Here is a 19,063-nt window from a genome sequence, read left to right on the forward strand (position 1 = left end):
TAGTTACCTCGCTCTGTTGTTCAGGGGTTATTAATGAAACAAAAAATAAAAGTAAAAGTAAATTCTCAGAATCCCATCGTAAAAGTTGATGTCCTCAGTGTTTCCCTTACCTTATTAGTAACATTAAATAATTCAATCTATCAGTGCATTGCGCATAAGCGCGATAACTTTATGAATTTAAATAAAAGGGACACATTATGTCTAACAAAACAACTGGTTCTGTAAAATGGTTTAACGAAACTAAAGGTTTCGGCTTTCTTACTCAAGATAACGGCGGCGCTGACGTGTTCGTACACTTCAATGCAATCGCTTCTGACGGTTTCAAAACTCTAATTGAAGGCCAAAAAGTGTCTTTCAACGTAGAAAACGGTCAAAAAGGCCTACAAGCAGCTCAAGTAACTGTTCTGTAATCTAGCCTAATATCTAGAATTAATAAAAAGGTCGCCTAGGCGGCCTTTTTGCTATTTGGTGATTTATCTTCTTACCGTTTTAGAGCACTAGCGCTGTTATTGCGCACCTTCAAAGCCCATTTGACGCCACGCTTCAAACGCAATAATAGCGACCGCATTAGAGAGATTTAAACTGCGAGCTTCTGCCATCATAGGAATACGAATACGTTGTGTCATCGGTAGGCTTTCGATGACTTGCGCTGGTAATCCACGAGTTTCTGGGCCAAACATCAACACATCTCCTTTTTGAAACTGCGCATCGACGTGGTGCCCCGTGGTTTTAGTGGTACAAGCAAAAATCCGGTACGTTTCGCGCTCTGCATTGAGGTAGTCCATAAAGGCATCCAAGTTGGCATGACGCGTTACGCGCGCTAAATCGTGGTAATCAAGCCCTGCACGGCGCACTTTCTTCTCTTCTAGATCAAAACCCAGCGGTTCAATAAGATGCAAATTAGCGCCGCAATTGGCACACAAGCGAATAATATTTCCGGTATTAGGGGCGATTTCAGGTTCGTAAAGTGCGATATCAAACATGGTATAGCTGCTCTTAAGGAGTGTGGGCCGGAAGTATAAGGTGACGAGCCTATTGAGTACAAGTCACCCGTTATTTGGCAATATAGGCATAAGTGGAATTTAACTATCCAATGGGAGCGTGAATTGTACTTTTAACCCACCTAATTGGCTGCGACTTGCGTGAATAGTACCGCTGTGTTGACGAATGGCACTTTCGGTGATGGCTAAACCTAACCCTGTACCACCACTGTGCCTATCACGCGCGGTCGAAACACGATAAAAGGGGCGGAAAATATCGTCTAACTCGTTTTCGGGAACGCCTTCACCATTGTCTTCCACGCAAACCGATAGTCTGCCTTTTTCGACCGAAAAGGTAATATTGATTTCATCTTTGCCATAGTAAATGGCGTTACGCACAATGTTTTCCAATGCGCTCATCAGCAGTTTTGGTGTACCGGAAATCGTGTGCGGTGGAATCGCATTATAGGTGAGTCTTTTTTCCATCTGCTCCGCCTCAAATTGGGCATCACTCAATAATTCCTCCCATAAACTGGATAGCGGTTGAGTTTCTCTGCTGAGATGGCTATTGGTTTGCATACGCGAAAGCGTCAGCAGTTCACCGATCATCTGCTCTAAACGCTGTGCTTCGGTGTCGATTCGCTCCAATTCTGAGCTGCTACCTTGTTTACGAGTGGCAAGTGCATTGGCCATTCTCAGTCGAGTTAAAGGGGAGCGCAGTTCGTGTGAAATATCCGACAGCAATCGCTGCTGGCCGGAAATCATTTGATTGACGGCTTCTACCATTTGGTTAAAGCTTTTTCCTGCTTGGCGAAATTCACTGGTGCCTTTTTCTAAGCTTGGGTCGACCACAAATTCGCCGCGAGCGACCCGTTTGGCGGCTTGCTCGAGGCGGCTGGCGGGTTGGCTCAATGCCCATGCGAGCCATAGGAGTAGCGGTGTACTGACGAGCATCACGGCAAGCAGTAGACCGAACGGACGGTCAAATAGTTGCAATAAGAACGGGGGGGGCTCATTCCAGCGAATACCGACAAACATGAGTAGATCTTGCTTAGCAAGGGTAATTGGCAATGGACCTGAAATCATATAACGGCCATAGAGCTTCTGTTGTGGCTTATCAATGGATTCAATGCTGGTCACGAAATTTTGGAGTGCTTTAAATTTAAAGTCGGCTTGAGTTTTGGTGGTGAGGATCGTGCCATCTGGCGTTGTGATAAAAAATTGTGGCGTGCCGTTCTTCTCGCGCATGTGCCCTTCACCACGCTTGTTGCTGCTATTTTCTAAACGAAAGAGGATACGTGTGAGTTCATGCTCATCTTTAAACATACTCTCTATTTTCTGTTTTAAGTGTGTAAGACGTTGGTATTCATCGCTAGGTATATCACGGGTTTTGCGAGGATCAAGGTGCGGCAGTGCTAATACTGCGATCAGCACCAGCAGCATCGTAAACCAAAAAATGGCAAAAATTCTGCCATAAAGGCTGTTGATTTTAGGTAGGCGCATTAATCCTCCAGAATCATGAGGTAGCCACGACCACGCAGCGTTTTAATCCGTGATTTACCATCGACACGCTCAGGTAATTTCTTGCGTAAATTCGAGACGTGCATATCAATCGCGCGGTCAAAGGCCGCCAACCGTTTTCCTAGGACATCAAGGCTGAGCGCTTCTTTAGTTAAGGTTTCGCCTGGGTTTTGCACAAAATGAGTCAGCAAGGCAAATTCCGTGGTGGTGAGGTCTAACAATTGCCCTTGGCAATAGGCTTCCTGCTTGCTGGGGTATACTTGAATATCTTGGCACTCAATGACTTCATTATGTTTGGTGCCATTGCTGGTTTGGGTTCGGCGCAAAATCGCGCGAATGCGTGCCAGCAGCTCTCGGTCACTGAAAGGCTTCGGTAAATAGTCATCCGCGCCGAGTTCTAAACCGATGACGCGATCGATCTCCTCTCCTTTGGCGGTGAGCATTAATACCGGGGTATGCCAGTTTTCACGTAACTTTTTCAGCGTTTCCATCCCATTAAGCTTAGGCATCATTACATCGAGTAAGACAAGATCAATGCGATCATGAATGGCCGCGAGCCCGCTCTCACCATCATTCGCTTCAGAGACATCGAAGCCTTCATAGCTCAAGACTTCTTTTAGTAAGCTGGTGAGCTCAGTATCATCATCAATCAGAAGAATATGCGCCATGTGTCGCCTCGTCGTTGGGGAATTTATGGGTACAGTTTACTGCGAAATAGGCAAGATATTCAGTGAGCAATAAGCTCTTTACGATTCTTTACGCTCACTATACGTTGCTTTACCGTACAGGCCCTATTCTACACTCAAGCGCTGTGAATACAGCTTGTTAGAATCCACTTAGTGAAGGAATAGATGATGAAAATGGCAAAAAAATTAGTACTTGCGGCGGTGATACTTCCTCTGACTCTTAGCACAGCAAGCGTCTTTGCATTTGGTGGTAAAGAGCAGCATAAAGGCCCAAATGATAAGTGTGGCGGTTTTGATCGCGGCATGATGCAGCAGCTTGATTTGACGTCTGATCAACAAGCAAAGCTGAAAGGAATGCGTGAGGCGAATCGCGAAGCGATGAAGGGTGAGCACAAAGGTCAACGCCAAGCGAAAATGAAAGCGCACCATGACAAAGTACAGGCTCTCGTGCTCGCTGAGAACTTTGATGCGGCAGCGGCAAATGAACTAGCCAAAGAGATGGTCGATCAACAGGTTGCTCACCGTGTCAAGATGCTAGAAAAACGTCATGACATGATGAGTGTGCTAACTCCGGAACAAAAAGCAAAACTGCAAACGCTACAACAAGATCGCATGCAGAAGTGCATGGAAAATGGTCCTAAGCACATGAAAAAAAATAGCTAGTCATTGATAACCGCTAATAATTGATACTAGGCCTCGGGTGAGGCCTGTTCATTTTTGTGTCATATTCATTCTTAATTTGAGAAGGTATACTACCTGCTCATTCTCAAGCTGATTTTAGTGATATGAAACAAGAATACGCACGCCTTGTTACGCTTGCTGCCTGGACAGCAACCCTTGTAGCCTCATTGTTGCTGATAGTAAAAGTGATCGCTTGGTGGGTTACTGGCTCGGTCAGCCTACTCGCATCCTTGATTGATTCCTTACTTGATATTGCCGCTTCCGTGGTCAATTTAATTGTGGTGCGTTACGCACTGCAGCCCGCAGATAAAGAGCACGCCTTTGGTCATGGTAAGGCGGAATCGCTTGCGGCTCTTGCCCAAGCGATGTTCATTTCAGGCTCGGCCTGTTTTCTTATCCTCAATGGGGTTGACCGTTTTTTCCGCCCACACGAATTAACTTCTCCTGAATATGGCGTTTATGTCAGCCTGTTTGCAATGCTAGTGACTTTTGGCTTAGTGTTGTTCCAAAAGCATGTCGTGAAAAAAACGGGCAGCCAAGCCATTGCCGCGGATTCATTGCATTACCAAACCGATCTGTTCATGAATGCAGCGATTATGATCGCGCTCATATTGAGCTGGTTTGGCTTTAAACAGGCCGATGCCATCTTTGCGATCGGCATTGGCGTTTATATTCTTTACAGTGCTTTTCGTATGGTACAAGAGGCCATTCAGACCTTATTGGATCGTAAGTTACCTGACGAAGAATTGAAGCAAATCCGCACAGAATGTCTTTCTGTGGCTGGTGTGTTGGGTGTGCATCAATTAAGAACTCGCATGTCTGGACCTGTAAGATTCATTCAGTTACATCTGGAACTAGATGACAATATCCGCTTGATTGAGGCGCATCGCATTTCCGATGAGGTGGAAGATAAGCTACTCGAGGCTTTCCCGGGAGCTGATGTATTAATCCACCAAGATCCTTATTCTGTGGTGTTTGGACCAGAAAAAAAGCAAAAATCACAAGGGTGGTAGCGACAAAAACGCTCTTATTAACTATCTTTTTAAGAACAATAAATAAGCATGATTCTGATATGAATCAACAAAGCATTAACTCAAAACTGTAATACTCTTACATAAGTAGCAAACTTACATAATTTCGTGCAAATAACAGTAGTATTCCTCTTTAGGAAAGGTAACATTATGCACAGATTAGAAAGATTTTGCTGTCGGTTTTATCGCTAACGGACAGCGTAAAAAATTAGTATTAAGTTCCCAAAAAATCGAGGGTGAGCATGATTAAGAAGATCGGTGTTTTGACTAGTGGCGGTGACGCACCTGGCATGAACGCAGCAATCCGTGGTGTTGTTCGTACGGCACTCGGTGCTGATTTGGAAGTATTTGGTATTTACGATGGCTACCTTGGTCTTTATGAAGATCGCATTAAAAAATTGGATCGTTCAAGCGTTTCTGACGTTATCAATAAAGGTGGTACTTTCCTAGGTTCTGCGCGTTTCCCTGAATTTCGTGAAGTTGCAGTACGTGAAAAAGCGATCGAAAACCTAAGAAAGCATGGTATTGATGCTTTAGTCGTGATCGGCGGTGATGGCTCTTATATGGGTGCGAAAAAGCTAACCGAAATGGGTTTTCCATGCGTTGGTTTACCAGGCACGATTGATAACGACATTGCAGGTACCGATTACACTATTGGTTACTTAACAGCATTGAATACGGTTATCGACGCAATTGACCGTTTACGTGATACTTCCTCTTCTCATCAACGTATTTCTATTGTTGAAATCATGGGTCGTCATTGCGGTGATTTGACTCTGATGTCGGCGATTGCAGGCGGTTGTGAATATATCATCACCCCTGAAACTGGCTTGAATATGGACCAACTGATCGCGAACGTTCAAGACGGCATTAAGAAAGGTAAGAAACACGCCATTATTGCACTGACTGAGTTGATGATGGATGCTAACCAACTGGCGAAAGAAATTGAAAAAGCAACGGGACGTGAAACTCGCGCTACCGTGCTGGGTCATATTCAACGCGGTGGTCGCCCGACGGCGTTTGACCGTGTTCTTGCGTCACGCATGGGTAATTTTGCGGTACATTTACTGCTTGATGGCCACGGTGGTCGTTGTGTTGGTATTCAGAAAGAGCAGTTGGTTCACCACGATATTATCGACGCAATTGAAAATATGAAGCGTCCAGTTCGCACTGATTTGTATAAAGTGGCTGAAGAGTTATTCTAATCACTTCTTCCATCTCGGTATAAAGTGATTAAGTAAAAAAGACCGCATTGCGGTCTTTTTTGTCTCTCTATGCTTTGTCGTTAAAATAAAACAGAGCAAAGCACTGGCGGATTACAAAATGATCGCGCGCACTTCTGGGTCTTTGCGCTCTAAGTAGTGAATTGATTTAATACGGCGAATGGTACGACAGCGGCCACGAATTAATAGCGTTTCTGTGGTGGCGATGTTGCCTTTGCGGGTAATACCTTCCAGCAGATCCCCTTTGGTGATACCAGTAGCTGAGAAAATGACGTTATCACTGCGGGCCATCTCTTCCATTTTCAGCACTACGCCAGCTTCGACACCCATTTCCGCGCAGCGAGCTAACTCTTTTGCACCGTAAATGCGGTTTTCTTCCGTATCGCCTTTGACTTCATGACGTGGTAGCAGACGGCCATGCATATCACCATCTAGAGCTCGGATGACCGCGGCTGAAACCACCCCTTCAGGTGCACCGCCGATGCAGTACATCACGTCGACTTCACTATCAGGCATGCAAGTTAGGATCGAGGCGGCGACATCGCCATCTGGCACAGCAAACACGCGAACACCCATCTCTTGCATTTGCGCTATGGTGGCATCATGGCGAGGTTTCGCTAAGGTGATCACAACTAGAGTGTCTAATGGTTTATTCAGCGCGGCGGCGATATTTTCTAAATTCTCTTTTAAAGGCTTATTGAGGTCAATGCACCCTTTAGCGCCGGGGCCAACCACCAATTTTTCCATGTACATATCAGGTGCTTTAAGGAAGCTACCTTTTTCGCCAGCCGCCAAAACAGCCAATGCGTTTGACTGGCCCATTGCCGTCATGCGCGTACCTTCAATAGGATCCACTGCGATATCAACCGCATCGCCACCAAGGCCAACAAGCTCGCCAATGTAGAGCATTGGAGCATCGTCAATTTCGCCTTCACCGATTACAATTTCACCTTGGATGTCGGTTTTATTGAGTAGGTTGCGCATGACTTCTACCGCTGCGCCATCGGCCGCATTTTTATCGCCTCGGCCAAGCCATTTGTAACCTGCCAGTGCGGCACCTTCAGTGACTCGAGAGAATGCCATTGCTAAATCGCGTTTCATGCTAGCTCCAAAGAAAAGGGAATAGGAAATTTCGGCGGAATTTTAGCATATCAAATAGTAAACGTTTGCTTTTTTAGTTCACAAGGGTTGCACTTGATCAAAGCTAAGCCTCAAATTGAGCAAATCCATGGCCAGATAAAGTGTTTTTCGGTCTAGGTTTGGCGCTTAAGTGAGTTGACGGTTAAGTTGAGCCGATTTTTTAGCCAAATAGCGAGAAAATTTGCATATAGTGAGTGTTTCTGAGCGCTGTGCTGAGTAGAATGAACCAATAAGTGAAATTTTGTTCACCTCAACCGAATAACTAAGGGTATGCACCATGTCTTTTGAAGTATTAGAACTACTAGAAGCAAAAATTCAAACCGCAGTTGACACCATCGCACTTCTACAAATGGAAGTGGAAGAGCTTAAAGAAGAGAAACAGCAGCTCGTGAATGAAGCGAATGAGCTAAAAGTAGCGCGTGAAGAGCTTGAGCAAAAAGCGCAACAAATGGAGCAAGAGCAGAATGCATGGCAAGATCGTATTCGTAGCTTACTTGGTAAAATGGACGACGTGGAATAATCTGCTCGCTTAAGTGATACCACAACGCCGACATCAAGTCGGCGTTACTTTTAATCAATCATCGCGTTTTATCACGAGCAACATTTACCAATAATAGCGTTATGAGTGCAGAGAAAGTTTATGCTTTCGGTCTTACGCCCAACGTATGGCACAATGCGTAGGTCATTTCAGCGCGATTGAGCGTATAGAAATGGAAGTCTTTGACGCCTTCACGGCTTAAAATACGAACCATGTCAATTGCTTGGCTTGCACCCACGAGCTGGCGTGTGGTTGGGTCATCATCTAATCCATTAAATTGTTTCGCCATCCATCCGGGGACTTTAACGTTGTTTTGCGCGGCAAAGCGAGAAGCTTGTTTAAAGTTTGATACCGGTAGAATGCCCGGTACAATTTCAGCATCAATACCAGCAGCTACGCAGCGGTCGCGAAATCGTAAGTAGCTTTCAACATCAAAAAAGAATTGAGTAATTGCGCGGTTTGCACCTGCATCAATTTTGCGTTTTAGATTGACCAGATCGGATTGCGCGCTTTTCGCTTCAGGGTGGACTTCTGGAAATGCCGCGACAGAAATATCAAAATCATGGCGAGATTTGAGTAGAGTCACTAAGTCGGAAGCATACATTTCTGGTTTGCCGCCACCAGCGGGGATGTCGCCACGCAGCGCAACTATGTTCTGGATGCCGTTGTGCCAGTAGTCATCGGCAATCTGAATCAGCTCATCGCGAGAGGCATCGATGCAGGTGAGGTGCGGTGCTGCAATAAGGCCAGTTTGATCTTTAATCTCTTTAATGATCGAATGGGTGCGGTCGCGCTCGCCAGAGTTTGCTCCGTAAGTCACAGAAACAAATTTAGGTTGCAGGGTTTTTAAACGGTGAACGGAATTCCATAATGTCTCTTCCATTTGCGCTGAGCTGGGTGGAAAAAACTCAAATGAGACATTGATATTATCTGATAGCTCAGCCACGTTCTGGTTGAGTGCATCAATATGACTGGCGTGCGTGTATCCCATTTTATTTCTCCCTGTGGCGTTCTTCCGCCAATCTATCATTCCTTAAGTTGACGTTTAGACGTCTATATGTCCACAGAATGTATTGAATAGCATTTAATGTCAACACTGTAATTATGAATATTATTCATGTTGATTGTGAGTGACCTTCAAGTCATGCTCAACCTCGGTATGCATGACCTAATATCATCCTTTCGCAGTTAAATTAAGGAGCCTAGTGGCCCCTTAATCTGGAATAAGCTGGAGTGTTACAGCAAGCTTGACAGCAAGTTGAGGTCCGATTGGATAGCTCCTGCTGTCACTTCTCTACCAGCGCCCGGGCCACGAATCACTAACGGGTTATCGCGATACCATTTACTCTCGATAGCAAAGATGTTGTCACAAGGTAAAAGGTTAGCCAAAGCGTGTTCACGCTCTAAAGCTTCAACCCCCACCGTTGCTTTGCCATTTTTCTCAAGCCTTGCGACATAGCGTAGCACTTTATCTTCACGTTGTGCTTTGGTTAGTCTCTCTGCTAATTTTTCACTCAGCAGTTGGCCTTTGTCTAAAAAGTCATCCAGTGAGAGGTGCTTGAGCTCATCAGGAACCAGTGATTCAACTTTGACATTTTCCGGTTCGATATGTAATCCCGCTTCACGGGCTAGGATCACCAGTTTGCGCATTACGTCTGAACCATCCAGATCGCTGCGCGGGTCAGGCTCGGTAAGTCCTTGTTGCCATGCTAAATCGACCAGTTCGCTAAACGGTATTGAGCCGTCGAATTGCTGAAATAACCAAGATAAAGTGCCAGAGAAAATACCAGAGAGGGCGACGATTTCATCACCGCTTTCACGCAAATCACGTACCGTGTGGTTAATGGGTAAGCCTGCGCCAACCGTCGCGTTGTAGAGCCAATGGCGGCTAATTTTCGCGAACGCTTCTTTTATTTGGTGGTAATCGACGCTAGAGGAAGAGCCCGCGACTTTATTCGCTGAGATGAGGTGCACCCCATTTTCAGCAATGCTGAGATAGTGATCAGCCAGTTCTTTGCTTGCGGTTACATCGAGCACAACCGCTTCGTCATATCCTTGAATATTGCTTAATCGTTGTAGCCAAGTCATTCCTTCACTGGCAATCGCTTCATCGTCAAAATGCTTTAAAACCGATGCCGCATCAATCCCTTGCTCATCAAACCAATAGGTTTGGCTATCGACCACCGCGACCAACTCGAAGTTCATGCCATGGCGTTTTTCTAACTCTGATTTTTGTTCAGCAAAGAGTTTTAACCAACTCGAACCAATGTTGCCTTTGCCACACAGTGCCAGTGCGACCCGTTTTTGCGCCTGAAATAGTTGGTTGTGCATACCCACCACTAAGGGGGTGATCGGCGTTTTACGCAGTACTGCGACTAAACTCAGCCCAGATTCGGCTTCACAGATAAACTCGATCGGTGATGAACGTAGCTGTTGATAAAAGCCGTAGCAGTGATTGGGGTTTTTCGTCACTCCCGCACCTACAGCCCCCACTAATGAAAAGCCTTCTTTGAGTTTAATTTCCGCTTCAAAAGCGGCATCTTGCAGATGGGCTAGGGCTCCACCTGAAATCTCAGCAGTATAGGCAAGGCGCAATTGGTGTTGATCGGCTTGAGTATCGAAAGCTAGCGGTTCGAGTTGAGCACGACGCAAGCTGCGCAGTACATCATTTTGTAGGCGCTGGAAGTCATGCCCGTGAGCAAAATTAAGCTCAATCAACAGCACATCATCAAGTGAAGTAATGATTTTGGCACCGCGTCCCGATGCCAATACACGCTCAATACGAGTCGATCCTGCTTCGGGTTGATAACTGCAGCGCAAGTGCAAATCCATGGTGCTTTGCGCCACGGGCTGCAAAGTTCGGCTGTGTAATACTGGGGCGGCAAGGCGCGCTAACTCGTTGGTTTCGTCCAAACGCAGTAGCGGCAGTAAACAGGCATCACTGACAATACGCGGGTCGGCGCTATAAACACCGGCCACATCACTCCAAATCGTTACCCGGTTTACTTCCGCAAGTGCACCGATCATAGTGGCGGAGTAATCGGAACCATTGCGCCCAAGTAGCACAGTATCACCTTGTTCACTGCGAGCCATAAAGCCTGTGATGATCACTCGGTGATGCGCGTGTTGTGCCAAAATTTCTTTCAGCAAAGGGTAGGAGCGAGCGCGATCCACTTCCGGTTGTGTGCCTGCTTGCGCGCGAAGAAATTCGCGGGCGTCTTGTGCCACAGCCGCAAGGTTATGTTGATTGAGTAACGCCGCCAATAAGCGTGATGACCACACTTCACCATGGCCAAGTACCGCCGCTTGTTGAGCTGGCGATAGGGGCGCGCAAAGCTGACCCAAAGTGCGAATTTCGTTGGTGAGTAAAGTGATGAGCGGTTGCGCTGCATCTTCATCGAGCAGCGCGTTGATTAAATCGATTTGGTACTGACGGACCGATTGCAAGTTCTCATGAGCCACTCGGCCATCTTTATTGAGAGCGTCGAGAAATTCGATTAAACGATTGGTGGTTTTTCCTGCGGCAGAAACCACCACCAAATCATCAGCTTGAGAATACTCTTTTAAGATATTAACGACCCGTTTGTAGCATTCAGGATCGGCAAGGCTGCTACCGCCAAACTTGTGCAATTGACGTAGGGCAGTCATTAATAGGCCTCCTGCGCTTTAGCAAAGGCTTGCGCGAGATCGTCAATCAAATCTTGGGCATCTTCTAAGCCGACCGATAGGCGTAATAGCTGTTGTGAAACACCGGCTTCGACCAACGCTTCTTCGCCCATCGCTCGGTGAGTCATCGAAGCGGGGTGGCAGATTAAGCTCTCCACGCCTCCTAATGATTCTGCCAGTGAGAATAATGTTAACTGAGAGACAAAATATTTAAGCTGTTCAAAGCTACCCGCAAACTCAAAACTGAGCATAGAGCCAAAGCCAGATTGCTGCTTTTTCGCAATCTCATGGCCAGGATGCTCTGGCAAACTCGGGTGATAAATGACCTTAACTAAGGCTTCGCTTTGCAGATAGTCCAAAATGGCGCGTGAGCTCTCCTCATGGACGCGCATTCTTGCGCCTAAGGTACGAATGCCACGCAGCGTCATATAGCTATCAAAAGGGGTTCCCGTTGAGCCAAGGCAGTTGCCCCACCATGCTAGCTCTTCAGCGTGCTGCTCTGTTTTGGTGATAACAACTCCGCCAATCACATCGGAGTGGCCGTTGATGAATTTGGTGGTGGAGTGGATGACAAAATCTGCGCCCAACTCTAATGGTTTTTGGAAAACTGGCGTTAAGAAGGTGTTGTCAACCGCCACTAATGCACCGACGGCGTGTGCTTGTTGGCAAATATCAGCAATATCTACCACGCGAACCAATGGGTTGGATGGGGTTTCAATGAGTACCAATTTGGGTTTTTTCGCCAAAGCGGCCTGCAAAGCGTTTGGATCGGATTGATCAATAAAGAGTGTCTTAAAATCGCCTTTTTTGGCGCGTGTATTAAACAGTCGATATGTGCCACCGTAACAGTCATGCGGGGCCACGATCAGATCGTCAGGACTTAAAAAGGCGGAAACCCATAGATTCAGCGCCGAAGTGCCACAGTTAGTCACCACTGCGCCTTGACCCGATTCGAGTTCAAACAACGCTTTTTCGAGCAGACCTCGATTTGGGTTGCCAGAGCGTGTGTAATCGTATTTAGGCACTTCACCAAACGCAGGAAAGCTATAATTTGTCGAAAGATAAATTGGAGGCACAACAGCATGATATTGAGAGTCGGATTCAATACCGGTTCTAACGGCGATGGTGGCTGGCTTGCGAGTGGTCATGACGGTTTCCTTACTTAATTAAACTCAATAAACTGACTTTTATTGAGGGGTTCCTGCTTTATCTGGGGACAACGAAATGGCAACGTCCATTGTCTCGAGTATTAGCTATATCCGATAGTGCGTGAGATTGCTATCCCCTTTCTAACTTGAAGTTGCTGCGATGTTGGCTAGGTTCACCTACTTCAATCACATAGTCTGGCTGCCTTGACTTGCCGCTCTGCTGAAATTTCAAGTATTTCGGGTATCTCTTTGTCGATAATGGCACACTTTACTGAACTCAAAAGAAGACGTCAATGTATCTAGACGTCTATATGTCTTTGCTTGTGGCGGTAAATCCCGCTAAAATCCAACTTTCAAATTTTTAACGACCAATTACGATAACGAAGGTGCGCAATGGCAGACTGGAATGGGGAATACATTAGCCCATATGCTGAACATGGGAAGAAGAGTGAGCAAGTCAAAAAAATCACCGTTTCAATCCCATTGAAAGTGTTGAAAGTATTAACTGATGAGCGCACTCGCCGTCAAATCAATAACTTACGCCACGCAACGAACAGTGAGCTGCTGTGTGAAGCCTTCTTGCATGCTTATACCGGTCAACCTTTACCGACCGACGAAGATTTGAGAAAAGATCGTCCAGACGATATTCCGACGGAAGCAAAAGCATTAATGACCGCCATGGGTATTGAATTTGAAGCGTATGATGATGAAGAAGTGTAGCGCGTAATTGCGGTACAACGAGATAAAATAGAGAGGATACTGGGTAAGTTGCCATTGTGACTTTGGCTCTGTGTCTCAGAATATAAAAAAACCGCTGAAAGTCAGCGGTTTTTTTTCGAGCGAGGCATTTAGCCGCTCAAGCTTGTGATTATTCTTGCATGTAATTGACAGGCATCTCGATTCGAGCGACGCCAGAGTCAACCGCTGCTTGAGCAACCGCTTTAGCAACACGAGGCAGTAGGCGTGGGTCCATCGGTTTTGGAATGATGTATTCAGGGCCGAAACTTAACGCTTTTACGCCTGCAGCTTTCAACACTTCAGCCGGCACTTCTTCTTTAGCCAGTTCACGTATCGCCTCAACTGCGGCTAGCTTCATTTGGTCATTAATTTCACTAGCACGGACATCCAAAGCGCCACGGAAAATAAATGGGAAGCACAACACATTGTTGACTTGGTTTGGATAATCGCTACGGCCTGTGCCGAGAATTAAATCGTCACGTACCGCGCGTGCGAGTTCCGGTTTAATTTCCGGATCCGGGTTTGAGCAAGCAAATACGATCGGTTTATCGGCCATTAATTTTAGCGCTTCGGCAGGCAGCAGGTTGGGACCTGACACACCTAGGAATAAGTCAGCGCCTTCAATCACATCTTCCAGTGTGCGTTTGTCGGTGTTATTAGCAAACAACTGCTTATATTCATTGATGTCATCGCGACGAGTATGAATCACACCTTTGCGATCAAGCATGTAGATTTTTTCACGCATTGCGCCGCACTTAATCAGTAGTTCCATGCAAGCGGTAGCTGCTGCGCCAGCGCCAAGACAGACGATAGTGCATTCGTTGAGTTTCTTGCCTTGTAGTTCAATCGCATTGAGCATGCCAGCTGCGGTAACAATCGCAGTGCCGTGTTGATCGTCATGGAAAACAGGCACATTACAGCGCTCGATCAAACGGCGTTCAATCTCAAAGCAATCTGGTGCTTTGATATCTTCTAAGTTGATGCCGCCAAAGGTGTCGGCGATGTTGGCAACCGTATCGACAAATTCATCGATTGTGCGGTGTTTTACTTCAATATCAATTGAATCAAGCCCAGCAAAGCGTTTAAACAGTAGCGCTTTTCCTTCCATGACGGGCTTGGAAGCCATCGGACCTAAGTTACCTAAACCAAGAATAGCCGTGCCGTTTGAGATCACAGCGACGGTGTTGCCTTTCGCAGTGTATTTATAAACGTTGTCGATGTTCTGTGCGATTTCACGAACCGGTTCAGCGACGCCCGGGCTGTAAGCTAAAGCAAGGTCTTCAGCCGAGTCGGCAGGCTTAGTTAGTGAAATGGCAATTTTACCCGCGGTTGGGTAAGCATGGTAATCGAGTGCGCGTTGGCGAAATTGTTCTTCTGCCGTTAATTCTTGGTGAGTGTCATCAGACATAGGTATAAGTGCTCGTGTTGGATTGGAAAAGGTCCATAATTCTAATGGATGTCGCTCAAACTTCCTAGGCGGGAACCTGACGTGCTTCATCAAAAAATGGAGAAAATGTCGCAGATAAGACCAGTGCGTACTGACAACTATACAAAAAATGCCAACAAAAAAGGATGCCGAAGCATCCTTTTTTAATTTTCTAGCAAAAAAGAGATTATTTGCTAGAAAGAGCACCGAAACGCTTGTTGAAGCGATCTACACGGCCGCCAGTATCAACGATACGTTGCTTACCAGTGTAGAATGGGTGACATTTGTCACACACGTCTAGGTGGATAGAATCTTTGCCTAGCGTTGAGCTGAACTCGAAAGAGTTGCCGCAAGAACAAGTCGCGCTAACTGCTTTGTACTCTGGATGGATACCAGCTTTCATGGGATAACCTCAAATTGGGCCGCGTCGCTATCCGAATCTATGCCGGACACCACACGTAGTTAATAAAAAAATGTTGATACCGCTGACTGCTTAACATCAAGCAAGAAGCCATATCATCAAGGCGCGATATATTAATGAATCCTCTTCAGTGGATCAAGCCATTTCGCCGCTATTTTCGCCACATTTTTGTCCAATGACGAAGCTCGAATTTCGGTGACGCATCCAGTAGACTGTCTTTTCACATTTTTTGTAGAACGAACGGTCGATTATGCGCCCCACCATTGCACGCGTTGCCTTACCTGTCCCATTGGATAAGCAGTTTGATTATCAGATCCCAAGTCATCTGTTTCCGATTGTTGGTGGACGAGTGTCGGTGCCATTTGGTCGGCAAACTCTGGTGGGTATCGTCACCGCTATAGTCAGTGAATCTGAGTTTTCAGTCGATCAATTAAAGCCGCTAAAAGCGGTGCTCGATAGCCAGCCAGTCTGGCCAGAGAAACTCTATCAATTGCTGTTGTGGTGTAGCCAATTTTATCAATACCCATTAGGAGACACGCTATTTAATGCCTTGCCTGGCGCATTACGCAAAGGGAAAGCGGCCGATTTTTCGACCTTAGTGGAGTGGCAACTGACGCCCAGTGGGCGCGATCAACTCATGCAAGGATTTGGGCGAGCGGTAAAGCAAGCCAAAGTGATGACGATGCTTGAGTCTGGCGCTGTGCCCCATCAACTGTTTATTGATGAAGAGGTAGGTAGCAGCGTACTCAAAACCTTACAAGAGAAAGGCTGGATAGAATCACTGGAAAAACGGCCGACACTGACGGCTTGGCCGCAAAATGTTGAAGCGGATGTGGAAAAGCCCAAGCTAAACCAAGAACAAGCGATCGCGATTGCTTCAATTAATAGCCATCACCATTTCGCATGCCATTTACTTGAAGGTGTCACCGGTTCAGGGAAAACCGAAGTTTATCTAAACTTAATCAAGCCCGTTTTAGAAAAAGGACGTCAGGCATTGGTACTGGTGCCTGAGATTGGTCTAACACCACAAACCATTAACCGCTTTCGTAAGCGATTTAATGTGCCAGTTGCCGTGGTTCACTCGGGGCTCAATGAAACCGAGCGCCTCAACGCGTGGTTAGCGGCGCGTGATAATATTGCGGGCATTATCATTGGTACTCGCTCAGCGCTGCTAACGCCTTTTGCAGATCTAGGTATCATCATTGTTGATGAAGAGCACGACGCTTCGTATAAACAGCAAGATAGCCTACGCTACCATGCAAGAGATGTCGCGGTAATGCGTGCAAATCTTGAGCAGATCCCGATTGTGCTCGGTTCTGCCACTCCAGCATTAGAAACGTTGCATAATGCATTGAGTGGCAAATATCATCACTTAAGCTTAACTCAGCGTGCGGGCGTAGCGGTTCCCACTAAAAACAAAGTGTTGGATGTGAAAGGCCTGTTTTTAGAGAGTGGGTTATCAGCGCCGCTGATTGCTGAGATGAGAAAACACCTCAGTGCAGGTAACCAAGTGATGCTGTTTCTCAATCGGCGCGGCTTCTCGCCCGCGCTGATGTGCCATGAATGCGGTTGGATTGCCGAGTGCAAACGTTGCGATGCGTACTATACCTTTCACCAATACAGCAGTGACATGCGTTGTCACCATTGCGGCTCGCAACGTCCGGTGGTTCATCAGTGTCAAGGTTGTGGTTCCACTCAGTTGGTCACGGTTGGGGTAGGTACCGAGCAACTTGAAGCGCAACTGGCGCAGCTTTTCCCCGAATATAAAACGGTGCGTATTGATCGCGATAGTACGCGTCGTAAAGGCAGTTTAGAAAGTGCGTTATCATCGATTCGACAAGGTGAGTATCAGATTTTAATTGGCACGCAGATGCTCGCTAAAGGGCACCATTTTCCCGATGTAACTTTAGTAGCGTTATTGGATGTGGATGGTTCGCTATACAGCAGTGATTTTCGCGCCGCCGAACGCTTGGCGCAGCTATTTACTCAAGTGGCAGGTCGAGCAGGACGCGCTAGTAAACCCGGCGAAGTGATTTTACAAACGCATCACCCGGAACACAGTTTGCTGCAAGCACTGTTGCAAAAGGATTATCGTCATTTTGCAGAAACCGCGTTAGAAGAGCGGAAAATAGCGATGTTGCCACCTTACACCTATCTCACACTGTTTAAAGCGGAATCCAATCAAGCTTCGATGGTGGAAGAGTTTTTACGCCAAATTAGGCATACGTTAGAAGCGCATCCGTTATTTGATGATTCGTGCTTAGTATTGGGGCCAACCCCAGCACCATTGGCGAAAAGAGCGGGCAAATATCGCTGGCAGTTATTACTGCAAACTCAGCATCGCTCCAAAATGCAAAAACTATTGATGAGTGCTAAGCCTGCGATTGGACTGTTACCATTAGCCAAGAAAATTCGCTGGTCGTTAGATATTGAACCGCAAGATCTCAGTTAAACCTCAGTAGCGTTTTCGATGAAATGAGATGTAACATATTGAAGCAATCGAGTGCTAAAAAGGTTACTGTTATTTTTGTCAGCCTATTTAATCCTCTCTAATGTGAGTGGCTTCACGCTTATTATGTAAAATTTGTTAATCTGACCGTAACTTTCTGGGTGGAAATGAATAGACTATCACTCATATATCCGCTGTGAATAACAGCTCAGCGTTCAAAATGGATAACCAGATTTTACAACCGGATTTTATAAACATAACAACGGGTGATTTCAGCCCAGTAACAACTTTTAAAGAGGTTAATTTCTATGGCGACAATGAAGGATGTTGCCCAGCTTGCAGGTGTATCAACCGCCACGGTATCTAGGGCGTTGATGAACCCTGAAAAAGTATCATCTTCAACGCGAAAGCGTGTCGAAGATGCTGTTTTGGAAGCTGGTTACTCACCAAATTCTCTCGCTCGCAACTTACGCCGTAATGAATCTAAAACCATTGTCGCTATCGTGCCTGATATTTGTGACCCTTACTTCACAGAGATCATTCGTGGTATCGAAGATGCGGCGATGGAACATGGTTATTTAGTACTGTTGGGTGATAGTGGTCAGCAGAAAAAGCGAGAAAGTTCGTTAGTTAACCTCGTATTTACTAAGCAGGCCGATGGCATGTTGTTGCTGGGAACGGATTTGCCGTTTGATGTTAGTAAGCCGGAGCAAAAAAACCTGCCACCTATGGTCATGGCATGTGAATTTGCGCCAGAACTTGAGTTGCCGACGGTACATATTGATAACCTTACTTCAGCGTTTGAAGCGGTGAACTATTTGACGCAGCTCGGGCACAAACGCATCGCGCAAATATCGGGGCCAGCAGAGGCCACGCTGTGTAAGTTCCGCCATCAAGGTTATCAACAAGCCTTACGCCGTGCAGGAATTACCATGAACCCTAATTATTGCACTTATGGTGATTTTACTTTTGAAGCTGGGGCTAAAGCACTGCGCCAATTATTGGCGTTATCTGAGCCACCCACAGCCATTTTTAGTCATAATGACAGTATGGCTATCGGTGTCATTAAGGAAGCCAAAAAATTGGGTTTACGCGTTCCACAAGATATTTCAGTGGTGGGATTTGATGATATTCAATTTGCGCTCTACTGCGATCCACCGTTAACGACCATCTCACAGCCGCGCTATGAGATAGGGCGTCAAGCGATGCTCATGATGCTCGATCTTCTTCGCGGTCAAGAGGTTGGCGCAGGTTCTCGACTATTAGAAACCAAGTTAGTGATTCGAGAAAGCGCAGCGCCTCCTCGTTTGAACTAACCACACGCAGCGCATTTTTGATGCGCTGCAACTCTTTCAACACTATTAAGTCGTTGGAAACTGCATTAACATTGGCACAAACCATCAACTTTTGAATTC

Annotated in this window: 17 protein-coding genes; 8 read left to right on the forward strand and 9 right to left on the reverse strand. The window is 46.3% G+C overall.

The features are described 5' to 3' along the window. Positions 1-197: 197 nt before the first annotated feature. Positions 198-410 carry a transcription antiterminator/RNA stability regulator CspE gene (cspE, locus tag AACU59_RS06375; RefSeq protein WP_013855834.1) on the forward strand — a complete coding sequence of 71 codons (213 nt, stop codon included), beginning with the start codon at positions 198-200 and terminating at the stop codon, positions 408-410. A 96-nt stretch (positions 411-506) separates the two neighbouring features. Here cspE and trmL read toward each other — a convergent pair whose 3' ends face one another. The 3 genes from trmL to AACU59_RS06390 form a co-directional block, all read right to left on the reverse strand. Then, positions 507-983 carry a tRNA (uridine(34)/cytosine(34)/5-carboxymethylaminomethyluridine(34)-2'-O)-methyltransferase TrmL gene (trmL, locus tag AACU59_RS06380; RefSeq protein WP_013855835.1) on the reverse strand — a complete coding sequence of 159 codons (477 nt, stop codon included), beginning with the start codon at positions 981-983 and terminating at the stop codon, positions 507-509. 99 nt (positions 984-1,082) lie between these two features. Continuing rightward, positions 1,083-2,483, reverse strand: coding sequence for an envelope stress sensor histidine kinase CpxA (gene cpxA, locus AACU59_RS06385; RefSeq protein WP_094144539.1), 1,401 nt, complete (start codon positions 2,481-2,483; stop codon positions 1,083-1,085). Further along, positions 2,483-3,169 carry a response regulator gene (locus AACU59_RS06390; protein ID WP_013855837.1) on the reverse strand — a complete coding sequence of 229 codons (687 nt, stop codon included), beginning with the start codon at positions 3,167-3,169 and terminating at the stop codon, positions 2,483-2,485. Before AACU59_RS06390 ends, cpxA begins: the two co-directional genes overlap by 1 nt. A 186-nt stretch (positions 3,170-3,355) precedes the next feature. On the opposite strand from AACU59_RS06390, the gene AACU59_RS06395 reads away from it, so the two are divergent. The 3 genes from AACU59_RS06395 (at position 3,356) to pfkA (ending at position 6,104) form a co-directional block, all read left to right on the forward strand. After that, positions 3,356-3,850 carry a CpxP family protein gene (locus AACU59_RS06395; RefSeq protein WP_026027415.1) on the forward strand — a complete coding sequence of 165 codons (495 nt, stop codon included), beginning with the start codon at positions 3,356-3,358 and terminating at the stop codon, positions 3,848-3,850. A 122-nt stretch (positions 3,851-3,972) separates the two neighbouring features. Then, on the forward strand, positions 3,973-4,881 hold the full coding sequence (fieF, locus tag AACU59_RS06400) for a CDF family cation-efflux transporter FieF (protein ID WP_010318335.1): 909 nt from the start codon (positions 3,973-3,975) through the stop codon (positions 4,879-4,881). A gap of 260 nt (positions 4,882-5,141) precedes the next feature. Further along, entirely contained in the window at positions 5,142-6,104 is a 963-nt protein-coding gene (gene pfkA / locus AACU59_RS06405) for a 6-phosphofructokinase (protein WP_026027416.1), read from the forward strand. 111 nt (positions 6,105-6,215) lie between these two features. Here the strand turns inward: pfkA and glpX are convergent, their stop codons facing one another. Then, on the reverse strand, positions 6,216-7,223 hold the full coding sequence (glpX, locus tag AACU59_RS06410) for a class II fructose-bisphosphatase (RefSeq protein WP_013855841.1): 1,008 nt from the start codon (positions 7,221-7,223) through the stop codon (positions 6,216-6,218). A gap of 316 nt (positions 7,224-7,539) precedes the next feature. Here glpX and zapB point away from each other — a divergent pair, with 316 nt between their 5' ends. Next, positions 7,540-7,782 (forward strand): cell division protein ZapB, encoded by a 243-nt coding sequence (zapB, locus tag AACU59_RS06415; RefSeq protein WP_010318338.1) that lies wholly within the window; start codon positions 7,540-7,542, stop codon positions 7,780-7,782. Between the two features lie 118 nt (positions 7,783-7,900). On the opposite strand, the gene metF is transcribed toward zapB, so the two are convergent. The 3 genes from metF to AACU59_RS06430 all read right to left on the reverse strand — a co-directional run bounded on the left by metF (position 7,901) and on the right by AACU59_RS06430 (position 12,614). Beyond that, the gene (gene metF / locus AACU59_RS06420; protein ID WP_094144945.1) at positions 7,901-8,791 is read right to left on the reverse strand and encodes a methylenetetrahydrofolate reductase; all 891 of its coding nucleotides are present in this window, start codon (positions 8,789-8,791) and stop codon (positions 7,901-7,903) included. A gap of 245 nt (positions 8,792-9,036) precedes the next feature. After that, complete coding sequence (locus AACU59_RS06425) at positions 9,037-11,448, reverse strand: bifunctional aspartate kinase/homoserine dehydrogenase II (RefSeq protein WP_017049225.1); 2,412 nt, start codon at positions 11,446-11,448, stop codon at positions 9,037-9,039. Then, the gene (locus AACU59_RS06430) at positions 11,448-12,614 is read right to left on the reverse strand and encodes an O-succinylhomoserine (thiol)-lyase (RefSeq protein WP_094144944.1); all 1,167 of its coding nucleotides are present in this window, start codon (positions 12,612-12,614) and stop codon (positions 11,448-11,450) included. The genes AACU59_RS06425 and AACU59_RS06430 overlap by 1 nt, the downstream gene beginning before the upstream one ends. A 393-nt stretch (positions 12,615-13,007) precedes the next feature. Here AACU59_RS06430 and metJ point away from each other — a divergent pair, with 393 nt between their 5' ends. Beyond that, positions 13,008-13,334, forward strand: coding sequence for a met regulon transcriptional regulator MetJ (gene metJ, locus AACU59_RS06435; protein ID WP_010318342.1), 327 nt, complete (start codon positions 13,008-13,010; stop codon positions 13,332-13,334). 148 nt (positions 13,335-13,482) lie between these two features. On the opposite strand, the gene AACU59_RS06440 is transcribed toward metJ, so the two are convergent. Next, on the reverse strand, positions 13,483-14,760 hold the full coding sequence (locus AACU59_RS06440; RefSeq protein ID WP_026027888.1) for a malic enzyme-like NAD(P)-binding protein: 1,278 nt from the start codon (positions 14,758-14,760) through the stop codon (positions 13,483-13,485). A 205-nt stretch (positions 14,761-14,965) separates the two neighbouring features. Continuing rightward, on the reverse strand, positions 14,966-15,181 hold the full coding sequence (gene rpmE / locus AACU59_RS06445; RefSeq protein ID WP_010318344.1) for a 50S ribosomal protein L31: 216 nt from the start codon (positions 15,179-15,181) through the stop codon (positions 14,966-14,968). Between the two features lie 268 nt (positions 15,182-15,449). On the opposite strand from rpmE, the gene priA reads away from it, so the two are divergent. Both priA and cytR read left to right on the forward strand, forming a co-directional pair. After that, entirely contained in the window at positions 15,450-17,651 is a 2,202-nt protein-coding gene (gene priA, locus AACU59_RS06450; protein ID WP_094144943.1) for a primosomal protein N', read from the forward strand. Positions 17,652-17,956: 305 nt separating this feature from the next. Further along, positions 17,957-18,964 (forward strand): DNA-binding transcriptional regulator CytR, encoded by a 1,008-nt coding sequence (gene cytR, locus AACU59_RS06455; protein ID WP_013855849.1) that lies wholly within the window; start codon positions 17,957-17,959, stop codon positions 18,962-18,964. Positions 18,965-19,063 lie beyond the last annotated feature (99 nt).

This window comes from Vibrio sp. V23_P3S9T160 (assembly GCF_963886625.1).
Taxonomy (GTDB): domain Bacteria; phylum Pseudomonadota; class Gammaproteobacteria; order Enterobacterales; family Vibrionaceae; genus Vibrio; species Vibrio anguillarum.